Here is a 19,968-nt window from a genome sequence, read left to right as displayed (position 1 = left end):
GCCGGCCAAATCAGTGGAGATAGTTCCCTTGAATGCTCGAATCCTGGCCCTGCTGATTCTTGTTTGGACAGCTCAACCCATTGCAGCCCAACAAGTCCTCGTCGAAGCGGAAAGCTTTCCGTCGCACGGCGGGTGGAAGCTTGATACGCAATTCATCGAAAACATGGGCTCTCCGTATCTATTAGCGCACGGACTGGGGCGCCCAGTCGACGATGCGGTGACCGAGGTCGAATTCCCCGAAACCGGCGAGTATCGCGTATTCGTGCGGACCATGGACTGGGTCGCCCGCTGGAAAGCACCGGGAAAACCGGGGCGGTTTCAATTGCTCATCGACGGTCAACCGCTTCCGGAAACGTTCGGTACCGAAGGGGCGGAGTGGTCTTGGCAGGATGGCGGCAAGGTTCAAATCAAAAACAAAAAGACCACGTTGGCACTGCACGACTTGACCGGTTTCGACGGACGTTGCGATGCCATTCTGTTTACAAAAGGGGACGAACCGCCGCCCAATGAATCCAAAATCTTGCCAAAGTGGCGCTGTCAATTGCTGGGGATCCCCGAAGGCCCGATCGAAAAGGGCGGCTATGACCTGGTGGTGATCGGCGGCGGCTACTCCGGCATGGGAGCAGCGATCTCTGCTGCTCGTATGGGATGCAAGGTCGCCCTGATCCAAAACCGTCCGGTGCTGGGTGGGAACGGTTCCAGCGAAGTCCGTGTCTGGTCGCAGGGACTGATACGCCGCGGACGTTATCCGCGGATTGGCGAAATTGTGGAAGAGTTTGCCGACAAAGCCAAAAAATCCCCCGGCACCTATGAGGAATTTGAAGACGCGAAAAAAGAACGCATCATTCGAGCGGAACCAAATATCGAATTGTTTCTCAACCACCATGCATTCGATGTAAAAACCGAAGGCAAAAAGATCACAGCGGTCGATGCGTTCGACACACGCAGCGGCGCTCAGAAACGTTTTCGCGGCCAGCTCTATGTCGACGGGACCGGCCACGGCACGATTGGGTATCTGGCCGGGGCGGACTGGGAGATGACCCCCAATGGCCGCATGGGGATGAGCAACATGTGGGCTTGGGGCGAAGGGGAGAAACCCGTCGCATTTCCGCAAACGCCCTGGGCTTTGGACTTGGAGATGAAGGATTTCCCCTATCCCCGCGACCATCACGGGCAATGGTTTTGGGAAAGCGGGTTCGATAAAGATGCAATCGGGGGAGCAGAGGCGATTCGCGATTGGAATTTGCGGGCGGTGTACGGCGCGTTTAATGCAATGAAAAACCGCGACGGCGCCGACAAACATACCACGGCGTTTTTAACCTGGATCGCCTACATCGGCGGCCCGCGCGAATCGCGACGGCTGATGGGAGACGTGGTACTCACGCAAGAGGATATCGTTGACAAGCGGCAATTCACAGACGGCTGCGTGCCGAGTACTTGGTCGATTGATCTGCACTATCCCAAGAAACAATACGCGGAAAAATTCGCGGACAATCCCTTCATTTCCGTCGCCGTGCATGACCGGCGGATTGATCGAGGATACGGCTATCCGGTGCCTTACCGTTGTTTCTATTCGCGCAACATCGACAACCTGTTCATGGCGGGCCGCTGCATCAGCGTTACGCACCAAGCACTGGGGACGACACGGGTGATGAAGACCTGCGGCATGATGGGCGAAGTTATTGGCCGCGCCGCCAGCCTGTGCGTTCTGAATGATTGTACGCCGCGACAGGTCTACAAAGAGCACTGGGATGCCATGGTCGACTTACTGAAATTGCCCGGCAAAGCACGCCGCGCGACGGTCAAGGACGAGATCGTTATCCCCGAAGACGCCCTATCGCTCGCCGGCCCGTTCGGCCCCATGACCGGTTTAGATCCCTCGAAACTCGAAGGGATTGTGGTCGACGATAAGCAAGCCGAGCAAACTGGAAGTTGGACCGTCGGCGAGGGCCTGCCCGGGTACGTGGGCTGGAATTACCTTTACGCCTTCAAAGACGCCAGCATCCGTTTTGACCTGCCGATTGCAAAAAGCGGAACTTATGAGGTCCGGATTGCTTATCAGCCGCACGAAAACCGCGGCAATCAGGTGCCGGTCACGATTTCGACAGGCGAAAAAGGCCGGACAGTGCGCGTGAATATGAAACAAAAACCACCGCTGAAAGAGGGGTTCATTTCACTCGGCACGTTTGACTTCACCAAAGGCGAAAAGAACTTCGTGGAGATCACCACCGAGGGGGCCGGCGGTTGCGTGCATGCGGATGCTGTTCAAATTGTGCGGAAGGATTGATGGGTACCGCAGGCAAGCCGCGCAGTTGGCGGCGATGGTTGATCCACGCGGTCCGGGTTGCGCTGTTCGCCGCCATTGTGGTGATGATCCACCGGCAGCATGAACGATTCACTTCCGCCCAACAAGCGCAGCCTCAACAACCACTCAGCCTGGAACAAATACGGCATTTTTTCCCGACTGTGGCGTCCATTGAAAGCGAATCGGCGGAGAACATCGTTCGTGATGCCGCGGGCGAACAACTGGGGACGCTACTTCAGACCTCACCGACCAGCGACCACATCATCGGATTTTCTGGACCGACGAATGTCCTGATCGCGATCGATACCAACGACCAACTGCTGGGTATCGAGATTCTTTCCAGCGATGATACGCGTGATCATGTACGTCAGATTCGCAAAGACGCGGCGTTTTTTGCTTCCTTCGTAGGCCGCCCGCGCGGCGAGGCGACGGGCGATGTCGATGCGGTTTCGGGAGCGACGCTAACGAGCTTGGCGATTACTGAAGCGGTGATGCACCGGTTGGGTGGTGCCGCCGAGTCTTTACGTTTTCCGCAACCGCTGACCTTGGCCGATGCACAACAGTTGTTTCCAACAGCAACCGCCCTCAAAAAAGACGAATCTTCGCCGGCGCTCTGGCATGTGCAAGCTGCCGACGAACAACCGCTGGGGACATTACTGCGCACCTCACCGGCCGCCGATAATATCGTAGGCTATCAAGGCCCCACCGAAACGCGAATCGCGTTCGATCCTCACGGGCGCGTCATCGGAATCGCCTTAGGCAACAGTTACGACAACGAGCCGTACGTGACCTATGTCCGCGAGGACGAATACTTCCTGTCGTTGTTTAACGATCTGAATCTGGATCGATTGGCGACTTTAGATTTGCAAGAGGCGAACGTCGAAGGGGTCTCCGGCGCCACAATGACCAGCATGGCGGTTGCCGCTGGATTGGTGCAAGCGGCCCAGCAAGAAAAGTTAGCTCAAGAGGCGGCACAGCAGCGGCAATCAACCTGGAACATTGCCCCACACGACTACGGTACGGCGGCGGTGATTGTGGCGGCGGTGGTGATCGGCATGACGCGATTGCGATCGCAGCGGACCCTGCGCGTCATTTTTCAGTGCGTGTTGATCGGCTATCTGGGACTGATCGCCGGCAATTTGGTCTCGATGGCCATGCTCGTGGGCTGGGCGCAGAACGGGATCGCTTGGCGGTCGGCATCCGGGTTGGTGATCTTGACCGCTGCAGCGCTGTTATTGCCGATGACCACGCGGCGCAATCTGTATTGCAGTCATATTTGCCCGCACGGCGCTGCACAGGATTTACTCAAGCGACGGTTGTCATGGCAATTGCGGATTCCCAAACGGCTGGCACGAGCGTTGTTGGTTTTACCGGCATTGTTATTGGCGTGGTGCGTGATCGTGGGAATGCTAGTGTTGTCGGTGAGTCTGGTCGACATCGAGCCGTTTGACGCCTGGGTCTTCCGCGTCGCCGGTTTGGCCACGATCAGTGTGGCAGTGGTCGGCTTGATCGCGTCGCTGTTCGTACCGATGGCATACTGCCGCTACGGTTGTCCGACCGGAGCGCTGCTCAAGTTCCTCAGGGTTCACTCGCACAGCGAGCGTTGGACAGCCCGCGATTGGGCAGCCGTCGGACTCGCCGGATTGGCATTCTGCTTGTCATTCACATAGACCAACAAAACGCACCCCGAGGATCAAACGCAGCGACCACCGGGAGTAGCCCCGCCGCCGGTGGCGACTGCTAATTAGTCCAGCAGTGTTGCTGTCGGTCACGCGAATTGCACTGGCGGACAAGCCGCCAGTGGCACCCTTTTTTCGGACGGGCAGTTCGTCGTAGCGACCACCGGGAGCGGCCCAACCCACTTCGAGCGGAAGCTCGAACCAAGCGGCTGTGCCGCATTTCGAGCGGAAGCTCGCACCAAGCAGCCCCACCGCTTATTGGGCGTTGATGGTGGTCCATTCTTCGATGGTGTGCGGCTTGCTGTCGAGGTCGCTTTTGACCGCTGCAACGAATTTGTGGTTTCCGGCGCGGACGCCTTGTGCGCGAATCTGAAATTGCAGCGTGCTGTCGGCGGGGAGCTGTCGCATGGTTTCGTAATCCCAAGTCCCCCGCTGCACTTTGTGGGGCAACTCGAGCGGTTCGTCGTTGAGCTTGATGCTTACGTCGAGGATTTTGATGCCGGTCGGTGGCGTCAGTCCGACTTGAACGTTGCGGACGTCCTGGAAACCACGGTTTTGTACGGTGACGAGATAGACAACCTCATCGTCAACGGCGATCGGTTCGGCTTGATCTTGAATTCTCAAGTCCAACAAGCCCCGCCCCGGGACAATTTGCAGGCCGGTTTCGCGGCGAAGTGTGCTGCCACCCGCTGCGGTCAATTTGACATCAAACTTGGCCACCTCGGCGGCGCGTTCGCATTCAAACTCCACTTGCAGTTGTAGAACTTCGCCCGGTTGCAGGTCACCCAGATTCCACGACAAGCTGTCCTCACCCTCCACGGCCCCTTCGGTCGCTTCCTTGGGAACCAACGCATCATCAAATGTCAGCTCCGCTTGAACTCCGTGCAGCACGGTATCGCTGACGTTGACAATCGTCATCGTATGCTCCGCGCGACTGCCCACATTGCGGCGGTCCGGGCCGATGATCTCCAGCGACATCGCTTGCTTGGTGACATCCGTGCAAACTGATTTCCAAACCACCTCTGTCCCGCCTGATTTGATTGTGAACTGTGCGCAGTGCCGTCCGAGTTGTTTTGCAATGAGCGTCAGCGACATCGTCTGTGACTCGCCCGCCGCAATGCTGCCGATGTTTCGCCGCAGTTCGGTTTCCTCTTTGCCGGGAAATTGCAGACCTTGCTCAAACGTGCAATACACGTCGATGTCTTCGGCGTCTCGGTTCGTCTCGTTGCGGATGGTCACGTCAAACCGCACGTCGCCGTCCAGCGTCGCGCGTTCCGGTCGGACAATCTCCAATAACAAACGAACCGGCTGAGCAGCATTGTCGGTATCGTTCCCCTCGGTGGGCGGCGTGATCAACGGCGCCGGGGCCAGCAGCGGCCCGGCTTCCACGTTTGGGTACTCCCGGTAAGGGGCAATCCGTGGATCCGGTTCAGGAAGGATCACATCCTCGGTCTCTTCGGTCTCCGCGAATTCCTCAAATTCCGTCCCATCCAAAGTCGGTTCGGTCAGTGGTGGTTCACTCATCGTTGGCTTTTCGACGCGCACGGTCGGGGTCTGCTGTGGCACGGCACTGGTACCCGGGCCGTTGTAACCGCGGAATTGCGGAGCGTAAGCAGTCCGGTCCTCGATCGTGGTTAAGGACGAATTGCGACTGGGCGCAGCGCACCCAGCAGCCACCATGATCCACAGCGCTGTGATAATCCACCGCTTCGAAATTTGAATTTGTCCGGCCATGAGACGACCTGCCCGTTGCAGTTGCGTGTTGTTCAAGCCAATGAAGATCTAATGAAAACGACAAAAAAATTTCCATTCAGACATCATGAAGCGCAGTCATGCGCGACATGAGTCGAGTTGCTTGAATTCTACCACCTGCGAGGCGGGTGTGTCGGAACCAATTTGAACATTCCACACCGGGGGATCTACAGGGGAGTTTGCCGCAAATGCCGTCCCTGCAAGTCCGTGTGACGAGAGCGATCAGGGGGTCAGTGCGGGCTGTTTCAATGCGAAAACGCGATGGTTTGGACGGGTCGCTCGGCATTTGCGACCGATTCACGATGCAACGTATTTGCTTGTTGCAAATTCGCGGAAGCCTGGAAGGTTTTGTTGGACCTGGGCCGATTTGTCGGTCGTGTGTATTGGGTAGGCGGCGCCGGCGGGTGTTGGGGCAATGCCCTGCTATAAAAAACAAGCGGCAAGCCCCCCCTGTTGTCGACCAATTCACTTGGCGCCCAATGCTTTGCGTAGCTCAGCGGTTTCCTCGCGGAACTGATTGATCTTGTCCAGGCTGAGGTAAGTCTCAATCAGTTCGCTGGTTTTCGAGCACAGGCGTTCAATCCGCCGCTTTGCAGAAACATCTTTTCGCGCCATCGCTGCACTCACACCCCGTTCCCGAATAATGGTCAGTTCGGTTTGCATACGCGAAGGCCCGGAAATTTTATCCATCCGCTCTAAGAATTCATCGACGCTTTTCCAGTCGTTGGCCTTAATCGCCGATCGAGCCCGCGCCATAAGCACAGCGCGTTTGGCAACCGCGTCAATGACTCCCGCTTCCAACACGGCCAATTGGCCTTCGACGTTCAGCCGTACGCTATCGTCGGGAAGCTGTATTTCCGCTTCGGCTTCCAACCCGGGAACGAGCGGGACCCTGGCCAGCGCTGATTTGCCGCTGTGCACAGCCAACATCACTGGCTTGTTCGAGCCATCGCCTGAAATGGTCACCGTACCGGCGCGGTCGGTCATCATCGTCACCGGTTCAGGTTTAGCTACCTGTGCTTGCTCCTCGCCGGTCGATTCTTCGGTGGATTCCGCAGCGGTCGTTTCGCTTTTCTCCGGAACGATGCTGACCGTTACGCCGAACATCGGGTGATCGGTGAATTGCTGCGAAACGAATTTCAACCGTGTGGAATCAAATTTCGGGCGAACGCCCTGCGCCAACACTTCAATCAACCGGCGGCGTCGCGTCGTGAGCGGCACGCGGAGTCCGCTGACGATACTGCAATTTGCCGTTGCGCGATCCACATCGGTAACAACCAAATAGGTCCACGGAATTTCTTGAATCTTCCGCACGTCTCCTTCTCGGGTGATGAAACGATAAAACGGCGTCAACAAGCGGCCCGTTTTCAACGGGGCTTGGCTGGGATCAGGTGGCAAAAATTCACCGGCGCGAATTTGCAGCGTCACCTGCTTCTCGTCAAAATCAGCGATCTCCACAATCGGCTCAAACAGGTCGCTCAACAAGCCGAACAACCGGTCCGCGATATCGCTGCGGCGGAAGACCTGCGAGGAAATCACCTCACTCGTTTCGCGCGTGGTTGCGTCCCAGCATTTTCCAGCGACGAGATATCCCCCGCCGTCGGCCTGCAGGGTCAAGAAAAAGGCTTTGTCGCAATTTGCCACCTCCGGCGATTCATGCGTGATGGCCAAGCGGTCCAGCGTCGTTGCCGTGGCGGGAAACAAACGCGGAAACTCCTCCACCGAAACGGTGCACATGCGGCCCCAATATCCGTCGCAGCGGTCGCGCAACTCGGCCAAGATCCGTTTGCGGAAATTGAGTTGAAATTCGACGTTGTCGTCGATGGCCACGAACACGCGAACATTGTACGGCTGCAACGTCGTGGGAATTTCCACTTCCACTTCCGCTTCCGCTTCGTCGGTCGCGCCGAATGCAGGAACGCTGAATAGGCCAACCAGGAGCACTGCAGCGATGAGTCGACGACTGATAATCGGCGCTTGTTTCATATCGTATTTTCGTTCGTGGTGAATCATAGCTATTTCTTGGGGTACCAAGGTTGAACGACCCACTGTTCGATTCCGTCATAAGTGGAAATTGGGGCCTCCGGCACCCCCCGCACAGTCTTGCGGACGATGAGGTATTCATCGACTTCAAACAGCGGGATGACTTGCGCTTCAGCCGCCATATCACGATGCAGCCCGTGCAACAAATTCTCCGCGCGGCTCCAATCCGACACGCGATCTAGTTCGACAAGCTTTTGCCGCAACCAGTTGGGTAAGTATTTCAGGTCCGCGATTTCAGCTGTCTCCTTGCCGGTGAGCAGCGGCCACAATTCGACGGCCGGTTCGCGCATGGAGATAATACGATAGGCCAAATCCCAGTCATCCTCGCCAACGGTTCCATCATCTTCGACCAACGTGACTTCCAGGCCGATGCGGGCCCAAGCAGCGATCAACTGTTTGGCAATGATACGGCTTTCCGGGTCGGGCGGAGCTCGTAGGGAGAGTTTGGGCAACGCCCCTCCCAATTCCTTCCGCGCGGCGATCGACAATGCTAATGCCAATTCGATGTCATAGTCCTGCGGAAGCACTGCTGTGTCATATGCATAACTGGTTTGGGGAAATGGTGCGGAGGTCAAACGTCCCTTCCCGTTCGGTGGAGATTTGAGGACGAATTCCTCCAGCAAACGTTGGTTGTCGAGACAGGCGGCCATCGCCCGTCGTAACGCTCGGCTGCGTAGTGCCTTGTTCTGGTTGTTGAACTGGACCAGATGCGTTTTTGGCAATTGATATTTCTGAACGAAAAACGATGAGAGCTCACTCAAAATATCCACATCCCGCAGCGGAATTTGAGGCAGCATGTCCACTTGCCCCCGCAGCAAACCCTGAATCGCTTTTTCCGGCGTGTCATACTGAACTTCAACAACCTCTGAGATGTGATACTGGTTGTCGTCGGGCTGCTCGGGAATGGCGCGGCGATAAGTGATCGACCGTTCGTCCCGTTTCGCCAACTCAAACGAGCCGGGGCCGTTTAATGCATAGGAGAACAATGGCTCGGGCCGCAGGGGGACATTTTCGAATTCGACGTCGAACTCGAATGGAGATTTTTGCGCTACCGAGGAAATGCGGTCCGACAGTCGCTCATCGAAATTCTGACTGTTGGTCTGCATCTTGTCTGACAGTTGTCGGATCATCGGCAGGGCGACCGTCACCGGTTGCGACTCCCATGATTGGCGATAGGGACGCAGTTGAAAACGGATCCGGCGTCCAAGATTCGTCGGCTCCCATTCATTCAAAAACCCGCTACGGTAACGGACAATTTGTTCATCCAAGTAGTCCGGTTCAAACAGCGTCGACTGCGTCAGTTCGCGCAAGCGGTCATCGGCGACAGTACGATTGAGGGGAGTTGGCACATCACGGGGCTGTAAAAGCACGCCGACGCGCAAGCGTTGATGCCGCCGTGCTAACCGGCCATACAGGGTCCGTAACCCAGGCGTGTTGGGCCACACCAATGCAGCGGTTTCCGCCGCGGCCAACGCTTTTTCGATGTCGCCAGCCGATTCGGCCGTTTTTGCTTCTTGCATCAAGGACGCTGTCCGGGCGGTCAGCGTCTCGGTCCAGCGCGTCACGGTTCGATGCTGGGGAAATCGTGCTTTGAGGCGCTCTAAAAAATGCCGTGCACGGCGAAAGTCCCCCACTGCCTCAGCATCTTTGATCAGCATGTCAGCAACGTTCGCAGTGGCATCGGGCAGCCCAGGGTATTTGGGATTGCGTTCGTGCAGCTGTTCCAAATCGACCAGTGCCAGCTCAAATTTTTGTTCGTCGACTAATCGGGCCGATTCAGCAAACAGCAACCCTTCTTCGCGAAACTGCAGTCCCGGCCATTTCGGACTGCGCTTCCGCAACACGACAACCATCTCGTAGGCTTCGCTGATTTTCTTTTCGTCGAGAAACGTATCGATCTGCTTGAGCATCAAGTCTTCGAAGTAGATGATTTCCTTAATGACGCGAAAGGGAATGAAAAATTTGCGGTCCGCGTCTTCGCTGATGTCATTTTTGTCAAAGGGCATATGCACTTCGAGGTAGACCAACGTTTTACGCCAGACACGCTTCGCTTTTTCCAGAGCCTCTCCCGCAAGCGGCTTGCCTTCTTCATCGACGCCAAAACTCTTTGGTTCATACTTATCGGGATACTTCAGCCGGTCCGCTAAGAACTCCAAGGTATTCGGTCGCGGGTCGACCGGTTGAACCACCAGGACTTGATCCTTGGCATTGAGCACTATCCAGTCCTCTGCGGGACCCTTCATCAGCTGTTCGACCGAGAGGGGTTGCATTTCCTCCAAAATCGGCAGCGGTTCTTCTTTTTTTTCCTCTTCTGCCGGCGGATTCTCAGCGTCCGGATTGTCCGGCGTTTCGGTCTCGGCAGCCGCCTTGTCGGCTGACTCTTGCGCGGCGGTCTGTTGCGCAGTGATCGCCAATGTTGACACGAAACCGACCGCGAAGATCACGACGACAATCGCGCGAAATCGCTGTCGAGACCGGCGGCTCTGTTCGATCAGTTGCTCTGTCGTAAATAGACTCATTGACCCGCCCCTTGTTTCTCAGTTTGCACGGCAATAAATCCGCCATCGGGCGAAATCACGACCAGTTGATCGCCCAATAAATACGGACCGTCGCCGATCGCCTGCTGCACGTTGTATCGGTGTTGCACTTCCCCTGTGTCAGGATTGATGCGCAGAATCTCACCGTTTTGCAGTGCCGCCAATAACTCTCCATCCTGCATGAGCGGGGTACCGGCCAGCGAGGTTTGCGGAAGCGGAACTTCCCACAATTTGTTCAGCGTGTCGCCTAACTGAAAGCAAATCAGTTGTTCGCGTCCGCATTGAATATACACACGATCTTCGATCATCCAAGGAGCCAGCGGAGCCGGTTGTGGCAGCGCCGCCTTAGCGACGACTTCCAGGGACCGTCCGTTGAGCACACTCAACGAGGGTTCGGCATCGGCGATGAGCAGTCGATCACCGGATACGACCATGCCAACATCCACGGCATGATCCAAATGGATCAAAGTGACTTCGTCAAAAAATGAGACATTGTCTTGTTCCCTCAACTGCAATCGCGAGAGCATCCCAGTCGATGTCAATGCAATGACTTGATCGTCGGCCAGTGGTGCTAAAGCTTTCCAAGCATCGGGCTTCTTTCCCGTGACAGGCAATGCAAAGTCCTGCACGCGTCCTCCCGATGCTGAACGGCCCAGCAGTTGCAATTTTCCAGGCAGCGGCAGGACCAGAGATTTGCCGAATTCGACGGGGGCGATTTGCAGCGGCTCTTTGAGCGCCAACTCCGAATCAATACCGCCGCCAGAATTGACCACCCACAAATGTGGTTTGGCCCCGGTGGTATAAACCACCATTCGACCATCGGCGAGTCGTTTCGCATGATAGGCGGCCTCGGGGTCGTCCTGAATCTTCAATTGCGCCAGCGGCCGCGTGTCGATGCCCCCTTCGCTAATTCGTTTTGCTGTTACGAGAAACAGATCGCCGGCAGCGGTCACGCAGACGATTGAATTATCACTCGGGTTCGGTGCAGCGGTCGCCAAGATCGGTGCCCCGACAACTACCAACCATTGTCCCGACATGGCTTGCCGATCGACTCCGCGAAAGAAGACCGCGCGGCTTGCCGGAAACCGTCCAGCAACAAAAATCGAATTCCCTTCGACCTGCAGCGGTTGGGCACACAGTCCCACTCGCATCCGCTGCTTGACCTCTTCTTCCAGATGGTCCAGCGTGAGTTGAAACTTCCGCAAATCGCGTGCAGCCATCCACATTTGGTCATCGGGACCGACCGCCAAATAAATCGGGCAGCCAATCGGAGATTCGTTCTGCGAACTGTCGACATAGGAGAGCGGCTTTTGCCCATCTTCTTCTGTAACGGTAAACGCAGTGACACGTTCGCCGCTGGAGGGGACAAACATGCGATTTCCCCGCAACACGGGTGTGTCTTTGACATGTCCCAAAAGTTCGCTGACAGCTTGATAGGACGCGACCTCATTCAGACCTTTGTCCGCCTCGGTCACATCATAAAGCCGGAAGTTGCAGTTGTTCGCCTGACTATTTTCGATCGCCAACAGATAAGGCCCCATGGCCATCAATGGAGCTTCAATGACTCCCGGAGCATGCCCGCTGTCAAAGACTTGTATACACTCCAACGGGCGGCGGGAGAGAATGTAAATCACTCCTTGGTGCCCGGCGACAAACAGATACTCTCCCGACTCCGAAATCGCTGGAGCGGACGAAATGGGTTGTGCGAATTTCAACTTCGCAGTCAGTTCACCGGTTTCTAAATCGAATTGGCACAGTTCGCCGTCGGTCGTGGGCAGAAACACTTGACCTTCGTTTACGACCGGACTGCCCGAAGCACGCGAGGAGACAGCGTTTCGCCAAATCAGTTTCCCGTCTGCTTTGGAGACCAGCAGCAACTCATTATTCCGCGTATCAAACATCAACAGCGCCGGATCGGGAACCGTTTGTTCGAGCGGAAAAAACGGCGTGTCGTAGCCGATCGTGCGACTCCACAGCGGGGTCCCGTTGATGGTGTCGACCGCCATACATGAGTTTTCCGACAGGACAACCACGCTCGAGTTCTCGGATTTGTTACCACTTTGTGCGCGGGAATGACGAACCAACGACAAGACCGAAGCGACGTCTGATTCTCGTTCGGTTGTCGTCGCGGCGACCGACTCAGCTTCGCGGGTGACCGTGGATTTTTCGAGTTCCAGTGCCTGTTCCATCAGCTTTTTGATTTCGCGATGGGACGCAAAATCAGGATACCGCGCCAGCAGAGCCCGTCGCTCATCAAGAGCGGCAATCGCCTGCGATGCAGCCAATGCTTCTGTGATTTTTGCGACAGCAGCGTCAAAGGTGTTTCGTTTCAGGATCGCGTCATTGGCCTCTTTCGCCACACGTCCAACGCGGGCGAGATGTTCTTCCGTCTCTTTCTTGTCCACACCGATCCGCTTAAGCAATGTCCCCGCCTCGGCGGAGATCTCCAACAACGCGGGATCGAGATTGTTTTTCGCGCTGGTTGCCGCCCCCAGCGTAATTTTCTTGATGTATCCCTCCAACTCCTGCGCGTTGGCCTCTTCGCTGAATTCCGGCAGGTCCTTCGATTTTTGGCGGTACTCGTGGACCGACTGCAATCCCAATTCCCACGCCGGCGTCGAACCCGATACGTGTTGTTGGATCCGCGTTAAGCCCAATTGAATCTGCGCGTTGTTGGTGGAGGAATCGCGGGGATAATTGATCAGGAACCGCTCAAATGCCTTAATCGCTTGAGCGTATTTCCCTTCCTGTTTCGCAACCGCCGCTTCTTGAAATCGCCCATCCACTTCTTGGCGGTTGTTCATAAACCGGAAGGTCAGCGCCAGTAACAGCAGGATCAATCCCCCGCCACCCAATGTCAGTACCAACGGGGATTGCAGGATATTGCGTTCACCTGGGCGAACGGCGCGCCCGCCGTTCCATGACGTTTTCGTCTTCGTTTTCTCCGACGCGCGATCTTTTTTCGACGACTTGTCTGCCCGCGATCGTTTGGAATCTTTACTCGACGATCCCGTCGTCGGCAATGCGTCGTCGCTGGCTAGAATGTCGCCCATGCTCAATTCTGCCACCGACTCAGAGGACGGTGCGGGAACGCGTTGTTGCTTCTTTTTGCGACGATTTTTTGAAGGCGGATCGTTTTCCGGCGGGGCCTTCTCAGTGGCCACTGGTTCTTCCTGCAGCGGCTCGTGCAATGCTGCTTCTCGATTGGCGCGAATCGTCTCATCGGAGTCCAACGGTTTTAACTCAAACTCGCTGATGTCCGCCTGCGCCTGATCGTCGTGCCCAGCCCGATTTCCATCGACCACAGTGATTTTCGCTTTGCCAATGGAAATTACATCGCCAACCTTTAGCGACGCCTTGGCGACTTCTTTTCCGTTCAACAAGACCTCAGACCCGGCCGCTGAATTGACCCGGTAGGAGTATTTTTGCCAACTCACGCGGCAATGCATGGGCGCAACGCTCGCGTCGTCGATGGAGACATCATTCGAAGGATGACTACCGATCGAAATCGGAATTTCCTTAGAAAGTTGAACGAAGTCATTCGGACCGGAGGGAAGTCGAATTTCGAGGGCGGGCATATCGTGCTCGGTCGTTTTTGGTAAATGCTGAAGGCGGTGTCAAAACCGGTTCATGACGTCATCTTCACGTCATAAAAATCAAATTCGGGACATTCGCCAGTAGGTCAATAAATCAGTCGTCGCCACCGCTGCCGGCAGCAATAGTCGACCGGGGCTATTCGTCATCCTCGCCGCCGGTTGTCGTCATGCGGATTTTTTGCATGCCGACTTCGTTTGCCGCATCAAACACGGTTACGGTCGTTTCATGAAAGGAATCTGCATGGGCATTGATCACCATTTCGTGGCGACCCGAGGAGTCCATGGATTGTTGCAACATTTCCGCAAGGTTGCTGTCGGCCGCCAACGGTTCGTCGTCGACGATAATGGTATTGTCCGCTTGGATTTCCACGATGATCGAATCGACCTCCAGGTCTTCCAGCGAAATCGGCGTCGATTGCGCCCCTTCCCGTTGCGGATCGGGGGGCGGAACGGCAATTGCCTTTTGCAAACTCATGCTCGCGGTCAAAATGAAAAAAATCAGCAACTGAAACGTCACGTCGACCATCGGGGTTAGGTCCAAATCATCCTCGGACGTCGCACGCTTGCGGAGCTGAAAATCTCCCACCTCTGCTTCGGTATCGAGATACTGATGCGGCTGATACGGCTTGCTGGCACGCTTGAGAGAATTCGGCGACGGAACCCGGGCGGTGTCACCGCACTTCGGACAATTGACATTTCGTCCGGCGGCTCGCGAGGTGATTTTGATTTTTTTGCCGCAATGGGCACAGCGGAATTTGATGGGCATCGTATTTTTTGCCGCTGATGTCAAACAGCGGATCACCAAAATTTGTTATTCCACACCCTGCTGAGGGAGGATCGTTTCAAATAGCAATAGCGACTCACAGCAATCGGCCAGCTTGAGGCCGGCCTTCTTGCCAATCGCGCGGCACATCACGGTTCTTTTTCTTCGACTGCGATGAAGAACTCCACACCTTCGATCTCCGCAATCGCGCGGGCTACATTTTGTACGTCGCCGTGTGAGATTTCGCGTTCCGCTTGAATCATCACCTTGTTCACGCCGGCGGCAACTTGTTCTTCGACATGCCTCCGCACGTCATCGACATCCACCTCGCGGCCATCGTCTAACAAGATCGAAGCGATTTCATTGCGTCCCGCCTTGATTGTGATGGCCGTGCTTTGATTGCCGTTGATACCGTCTCCGTATTTGGCCTTGGGCAAATCCAATGCTTCGGAGGGGTCCATCGTGGACTTGACCAGGAAATAGATGAGCAGCAAAAACGTGACGTCGATCATCGGCGTGATGTCTAAATCCGCTTCTTGCTCACGTTTGTTGGTTTTGAATTGTCCGCCCTCATCATCAGCAAGGGCGTTTCGGCGTCGTCTCAACTGTCCCGCCCTCCCGCACTGCCCACGGCGACCTCGTAGTCATCCAAAAATTCACCGATCCAATGCTGGACGCCATCTTGCAGGCGGCCAATGCGAACATTGATCAACGCCCCGGCAAGGACCAGCGGAATGGCCACCGCCAAACCGGCCGCGGTTGTGAACAAGGCCACACTGATGGCACCGGCGAGTTGTTCGCCCCCTTCGCCCCCAGCGCTTTGCGCGAGATCCAATTGTTGAAACGCGCTGATCATACCGATGACCGTTCCCAGCAACCCCAACATCGGAGCACTTTTGACGATCGTGCCCACCCACGACATGCGGTATTCCAAGTCGGCCAGAATTTCGCGCTCGAACGTTTCCGCCAATCCGCGACGCAAGCGGCTCATCGTCTGCTCTTTTTTATTCAGGGCAAAGAGCACCAATTGCGGAACAGCTTTGCTCCAATAAGCGGGCGAGTCACACAACTCGGCGACACCGTCGAAATCTTTTGTTTGCAGTTTTTCTCGGACCTGCTCCAGAAATTCGTCGGCAGCAGCGTTGGAAAATTGTTTCTCTTGGATGCGGCGCAACAACAGGATGACAGTAAAGGCGCCGTACAGGGCGACCAATGCCAACATCGCGTAGATGAAGTTGCCGCCCCAGTCGAGAATTTGCGTAAAGTCCATTCGTGTTAACCAATTCTAAGTAGCGTAAGTTCAACGGAAGAGAATTTGTCGTGTCACGACGAAATTGTAGCCGGTCCCCGCCTTTTTAATGACGAAGTAAGTCCGGCGAATCTGTTCAGCGGGACGGTTCTGATACTCACGTTCCAACTGGGCCAGTTCATTTTCCAGCTTGCCCGGAACGAATTGAAAAATGCTCAAACCGGTTACGTCGATTCCAGCTTTTTTAAAGAGTTGGGCATCCGCCGCGCGGCGTCCGCCCCCTTGCCATGTCAAATACAACCGCTTCTCGCCTTCACCGGATTTCACCCGCTTCACATCCGGTCGCGCTTTGGAAAAATTTGACACATAGGCCAATTCCTTGCCTTGAATTACCCCCAGCACAACACCGAAGTGGTCGAGTCGTCGCGCGTATTCATCAAGGGTGATTTGATCGTCGTAGCGGAAAAACCAGCGTTGGTCACGGGGCAGTCCTCCTTGGCCATCGCCAATGCCCAAAGCGCGGCGACCGGTTCCCGAAGCGCTGCCCGGCTTGCCGGCGTTCACCGCATCGAGTTCGAGTTGGCGATTGGTCTGCTCCACCGCTTGGTCGGCCAGGTCGATGACGTTGTCTAACAATTCTTGAACCTCGACCTCTTCCGATTCGACTTCGGCCAATGAGGGATCGGCGGTTTCTTCGGCGGGCGACTCTAACAGCAACGTCTCATCAATGGCCCCATCCTCACTGCCGCCGGCCACTTCAATAAACTCCATGGCCACCGCATCACTGGCCTGCGCGGGGCGATTGATGAAATGCAAGGCCACCTCCCATGAGGCTGCCAGCGATATCCCGACGACCAGCGCAATCAACCAAGCTGCGACTTTATCGTAGCGGGTGACATCTAGCACGGGTGTGTGAGATGGTTTTGACTTTTCACGTTTTGAAGGCATCGGCGGGCGTTGCTGCTTTGAGAGAAAGTGTGCCAATGACATACCGGTTAAAGGCGGTCAATCGGCAAAGCTAATTGGACTCGGCGGTGGGTTACATCTGCAATAAAGGATCGAAATGGGAGAGAAGTATTCAAGCGGCAATGGTCAAGGACGAAAAGAAACTCAGCTACTGCTCCACCGTCAGTAGGTCGTCCTGTTCATCATAAGGTCGTACGGTCAGATACCACTTCTTCCAGCGTGCGATGGCACGTTCACGTTCTTTGTCACTGGGCTGGGCCGGTAGTCCGAAACCGTCAATCCGCTTGCTAATGAATCGCAGTGCATTGCGAGCTTCAACCATGGTGTCCAGGTTCGGGTCACTGAGTGCTTGGATCAAAGTCGGGACGACAGTGATGTCCTGACTGCGGCCCAAAGCCCACATTGCGGTCCGTCGGACTTCGTCATTTTTTGTTGATGCCAATTTGAGCAACTTGTCGGTTTTGCCCACCAAGGCCTTGGGGTCCCCCAAGATAACGGTTTCGACCAAAGCCTCTTGGGCCTGGAAGAAATTGGCATTTTTGGGATCTTCTAAAACGGCAAGCAGTTCATCCACCGGCCCGGTCATTTTTCGTTGTTTGACAGTACCGCCTTCGATTGAGGTGCTGCTCAAATCATCCGGCAATCCGCGACCACCGGCGAGAAGTCCCCCGCCGATTTTCCGACGGACACGACGACGGCCGAGCGTCTTGTGTGTCGCCCGCGTCAGAAACATCAATCCGAAAGCTGTACTGGGCCCCGGTCCGCCATTTCCTCGCCAATCCCCACGCTCATTTTGCGATCGAACGAGATGCGTCGCTCCTTCGCGATACCAGGCATGATTTCCCAGTTGTTCCTCGATATTCGCCAACGCCATCGCCCGTTCCAGGCTATAGAGATAGTACATCGGCCAACCGGTCGGGTTTCTCACGACGAAGTTTTGGTTCAACCAGCCCAGACTCCTCCCGATACTCGCATTCAGCGCAGCACCGCCAACGGTTCTGCGTGGCGCACTTTTGGTCGCCGATTTTTCTAATTCCGCCTCCACGAGGTCAGGATCTTCCAAAATACCGAACTTCTTCCGATCGCTGGCTTTCTTTTTTCGAGCACTCGAGTCACCGGCAAACGGTGAAGCTGAATCTTTGGTGGAAGGGAACATAAACATCCGGCAGATATGCAAGCTTCCGGTTCCAGCGGCAGTCATGCTGTGTGTCGAGCTTGTTGTTCCCGCTTGGCCGGGCTCATAAGTAAAACCGCCATCTTTTCTTTGAGTCGCCAAATGCCAACGGACGGCTCGATCAAATACACTTGGATCGATCTCAGCCCCTTGAATGGAAGCTTCCCACAGGCCCAGCAGTGCGTACTGCGATTGGCTGGTATCTGCCGAATTTTTTTCATCCGGATATTCCCAACCGCCGTCCGCACGTTGCGATTTTATCAGCCAATCGACCAGGAACTGGATTTCCGCTTTGTATTTATCAGGTTCGCTATTGGCGAACGCCATGATGTAGACGGTGGCTTCATAGATGCCTGCATGCCTGCTGTAGGGTTTGAATTCGTCCCCTTGGCAGCGGCTCGCTAAATCGTCCAACACCTTCTTGACACGTTTATCGCTCGGCTTGACCCCTGCTTTCAGCAGCGCCACTGCTCCGATTGACGCTCGATTTGTCCCTCTCTCGATATCTTGCAGCAGAAAAGTCTTGCTTTTCTCGATGGCCTTTTTGATTTCCGCTTCAGTTGCATATTCAGCGCCGCGGCAAGGAATACTCGACACGACGAGCAGGACGACCAGCGATAATGCCAGTCTCCCGGCAATTCGTTGCTCAAGGAGGTAGCCCAATAATTGTCCCTGCATCGAGGGTTCCTCTAGCTGAGGGGGGGGATGAATCGGGGGAAGGTGCGACCAAAGACGACGAGTACGGAAATGTCTTTTGATCGCAATAGGGATTAGTATTATTACTAATAATAAAATTCTACAGGCCGCTCTTAAGCATTGTCAATGACCGATTTGACAATGACGGGACGACAATCGCAAAGGTTGTTTGCTAAGATCACAACCAAGCAAACAATATCGACGAAACCGACGACACATTCTTTTTCCAGACACAAACTGCAGGCAAATGACTTGTAGGTAGAACGAAATTTGCGGGAGAAACGACACCATGAAGCTGGGATTGATTAACTCCGCCTGGTCCCAAGCCGGCCGAGAAACCACCTGGGGAATCCAAAAAACCAAGGAAATCGGGTTCGATACCATCGATATCCAAGTTGACCCATTGTCCATCGATATCCGGGAGCGAAAGTTAATCAAGGATGAATGTGATCGGCTCGACTTGCCGATCGTATCGTTGTGCTGCGTCGCTGTCGGGCTGATTGATTTCAACGAAAGCGTGCAACGCTTCAGCCTCGAACGCGTCAAAGCCCATTTGGATCTGGTCTACGAATTCGAAGCGGATAATTTGCTGTTGGTGATTGGCGAATACATTTGGAATCAAGAAGTGATTCCCCCTGAAGAGCAGTGGGACACCGGTGTGAAAAACTGCCGATTGTTGGCCGAGTACGCGGAATCTCTGGGCATTAAAATTGCTTTGGAGCTAGAACCGTTCAAACTCTCGTTAGTCAACGACGTCGACACGATGGTCCGTTTCATTGACGACGTCGGGCATCCCGCCTTTGCCGCCAACATCGACGTCTCGCATTTATGCCTGTCACACGTCGCTCCCGAGCAGTTGCAACGGCTCGCCGGAAAGGCAACGCATGTGCACATTTCGGACTGCGACGGCAAAGTACACGGCGACTTGCCACCAGGACGCGGCGTGGTGGATTTCCCGCCGTACCTGCAGGAAATCAAGCAATTGGGGATCGACGGCGCCATTTCGATTGAGTTGGAATACGCACCCAATCCCGACGAGATCGAGGCCTGGGTCACAGAAGCCTATACCCAAACCGCCAAGCTGATGCGGGAGGCGGGGCTGCGGGATTGAATTCGAGGGAACCGACCGAGAAATCACCCGTTTTTCAACGATGTGACAGGCAGCCCCATTCCAAGCTTGACAACGCAACTCCGCATTAAATAGGTTG

The 19,968-nt window shown here is 55.4% G+C and carries 12 protein-coding genes; 3 read left to right on the top strand and 9 right to left on the bottom strand.

Going from position 1 to position 19,968, the window contains the following annotated elements; genetic code table 11:
- Nucleotides 1-28 precede the first annotated feature (28 nt).
- Entirely contained in the window at nucleotides 29-2,287 is a 2,259-nt protein-coding gene (locus tag Mal52_RS28860; RefSeq protein ID WP_231962477.1) for an FAD-dependent oxidoreductase, read from the top strand.
- Nucleotides 2,287-3,975, top strand: coding sequence for an FMN-binding protein (locus Mal52_RS28855; protein WP_145380357.1), 1,689 nt, complete (start codon nucleotides 2,287-2,289; stop codon nucleotides 3,973-3,975). Before Mal52_RS28860 ends, Mal52_RS28855 begins: the two co-directional genes overlap by 1 nt.
- A gap of 264 nt (nucleotides 3,976-4,239) precedes the next feature.
- Here the strand turns inward: Mal52_RS28855 and Mal52_RS28850 are convergent, their stop codons facing one another.
- From Mal52_RS28850 to Mal52_RS28810, 9 genes are all read right to left on the bottom strand, one after another.
- Nucleotides 4,240-5,718 (bottom strand): COG1361 family protein, encoded by a 1,479-nt coding sequence (locus Mal52_RS28850; RefSeq protein ID WP_145380356.1) that lies wholly within the window; start codon nucleotides 5,716-5,718, stop codon nucleotides 4,240-4,242.
- 483 nt (nucleotides 5,719-6,201) lie between these two features.
- Nucleotides 6,202-7,749, bottom strand: coding sequence for a hypothetical protein (locus Mal52_RS28845; RefSeq protein WP_145380355.1), 1,548 nt, complete (start codon nucleotides 7,747-7,749; stop codon nucleotides 6,202-6,204).
- A 2-nt stretch (nucleotides 7,750-7,751) separates the two neighbouring features.
- Complete coding sequence (locus Mal52_RS28840; protein ID WP_145380354.1) at nucleotides 7,752-10,298, bottom strand: ABC transporter substrate-binding protein; 2,547 nt, start codon at nucleotides 10,296-10,298, stop codon at nucleotides 7,752-7,754.
- The gene (locus tag Mal52_RS28835; protein ID WP_145380353.1) at nucleotides 10,295-13,894 is read right to left on the bottom strand and encodes an outer membrane protein assembly factor BamB family protein; all 3,600 of its coding nucleotides are present in this window, start codon (nucleotides 13,892-13,894) and stop codon (nucleotides 10,295-10,297) included. Before Mal52_RS28835 ends, Mal52_RS28840 begins: the two co-directional genes overlap by 4 nt.
- A gap of 154 nt (nucleotides 13,895-14,048) precedes the next feature.
- Entirely contained in the window at nucleotides 14,049-14,678 is a 630-nt protein-coding gene (locus Mal52_RS28830) for a biopolymer transporter ExbD (RefSeq protein WP_145380352.1), read from the bottom strand.
- Between the two features lie 146 nt (nucleotides 14,679-14,824).
- Entirely contained in the window at nucleotides 14,825-15,280 is a 456-nt protein-coding gene (locus tag Mal52_RS28825) for an ExbD/TolR family protein (RefSeq protein ID WP_145380351.1), read from the bottom strand.
- Nucleotides 15,277-15,945, bottom strand: coding sequence for a MotA/TolQ/ExbB proton channel family protein (locus Mal52_RS28820; protein ID WP_145380350.1), 669 nt, complete (start codon nucleotides 15,943-15,945; stop codon nucleotides 15,277-15,279). Before Mal52_RS28820 ends, Mal52_RS28825 begins: the two co-directional genes overlap by 4 nt.
- Before the next feature lie 30 nt (nucleotides 15,946-15,975).
- Nucleotides 15,976-16,872, bottom strand: a complete 897-nt coding sequence (locus Mal52_RS28815; RefSeq protein ID WP_145380349.1) for a hypothetical protein — start codon at nucleotides 16,870-16,872, stop codon at nucleotides 15,976-15,978.
- A 166-nt stretch (nucleotides 16,873-17,038) separates the two neighbouring features.
- On the bottom strand, nucleotides 17,039-18,742 hold the full coding sequence (locus Mal52_RS28810; protein ID WP_145380348.1) for a HEAT repeat domain-containing protein: 1,704 nt from the start codon (nucleotides 18,740-18,742) through the stop codon (nucleotides 17,039-17,041).
- 307 nt (nucleotides 18,743-19,049) lie between these two features.
- Here Mal52_RS28810 and Mal52_RS28805 point away from each other — a divergent pair, with 307 nt between their 5' ends.
- On the top strand, nucleotides 19,050-19,871 hold the full coding sequence (locus Mal52_RS28805; protein WP_145380347.1) for a sugar phosphate isomerase/epimerase family protein: 822 nt from the start codon (nucleotides 19,050-19,052) through the stop codon (nucleotides 19,869-19,871).
- The last annotated feature ends 97 nt before the right edge of the window (nucleotides 19,872-19,968 follow it).

Origin of the sequence: Symmachiella dynata, assembly GCF_007747995.1 — a bacterium.
Taxonomy (GTDB): Bacteria; Planctomycetota; Planctomycetia; order Planctomycetales; family Planctomycetaceae; genus Symmachiella; species Symmachiella dynata.
This window is presented reverse-complemented; position numbering and strand designations above follow the sequence as displayed.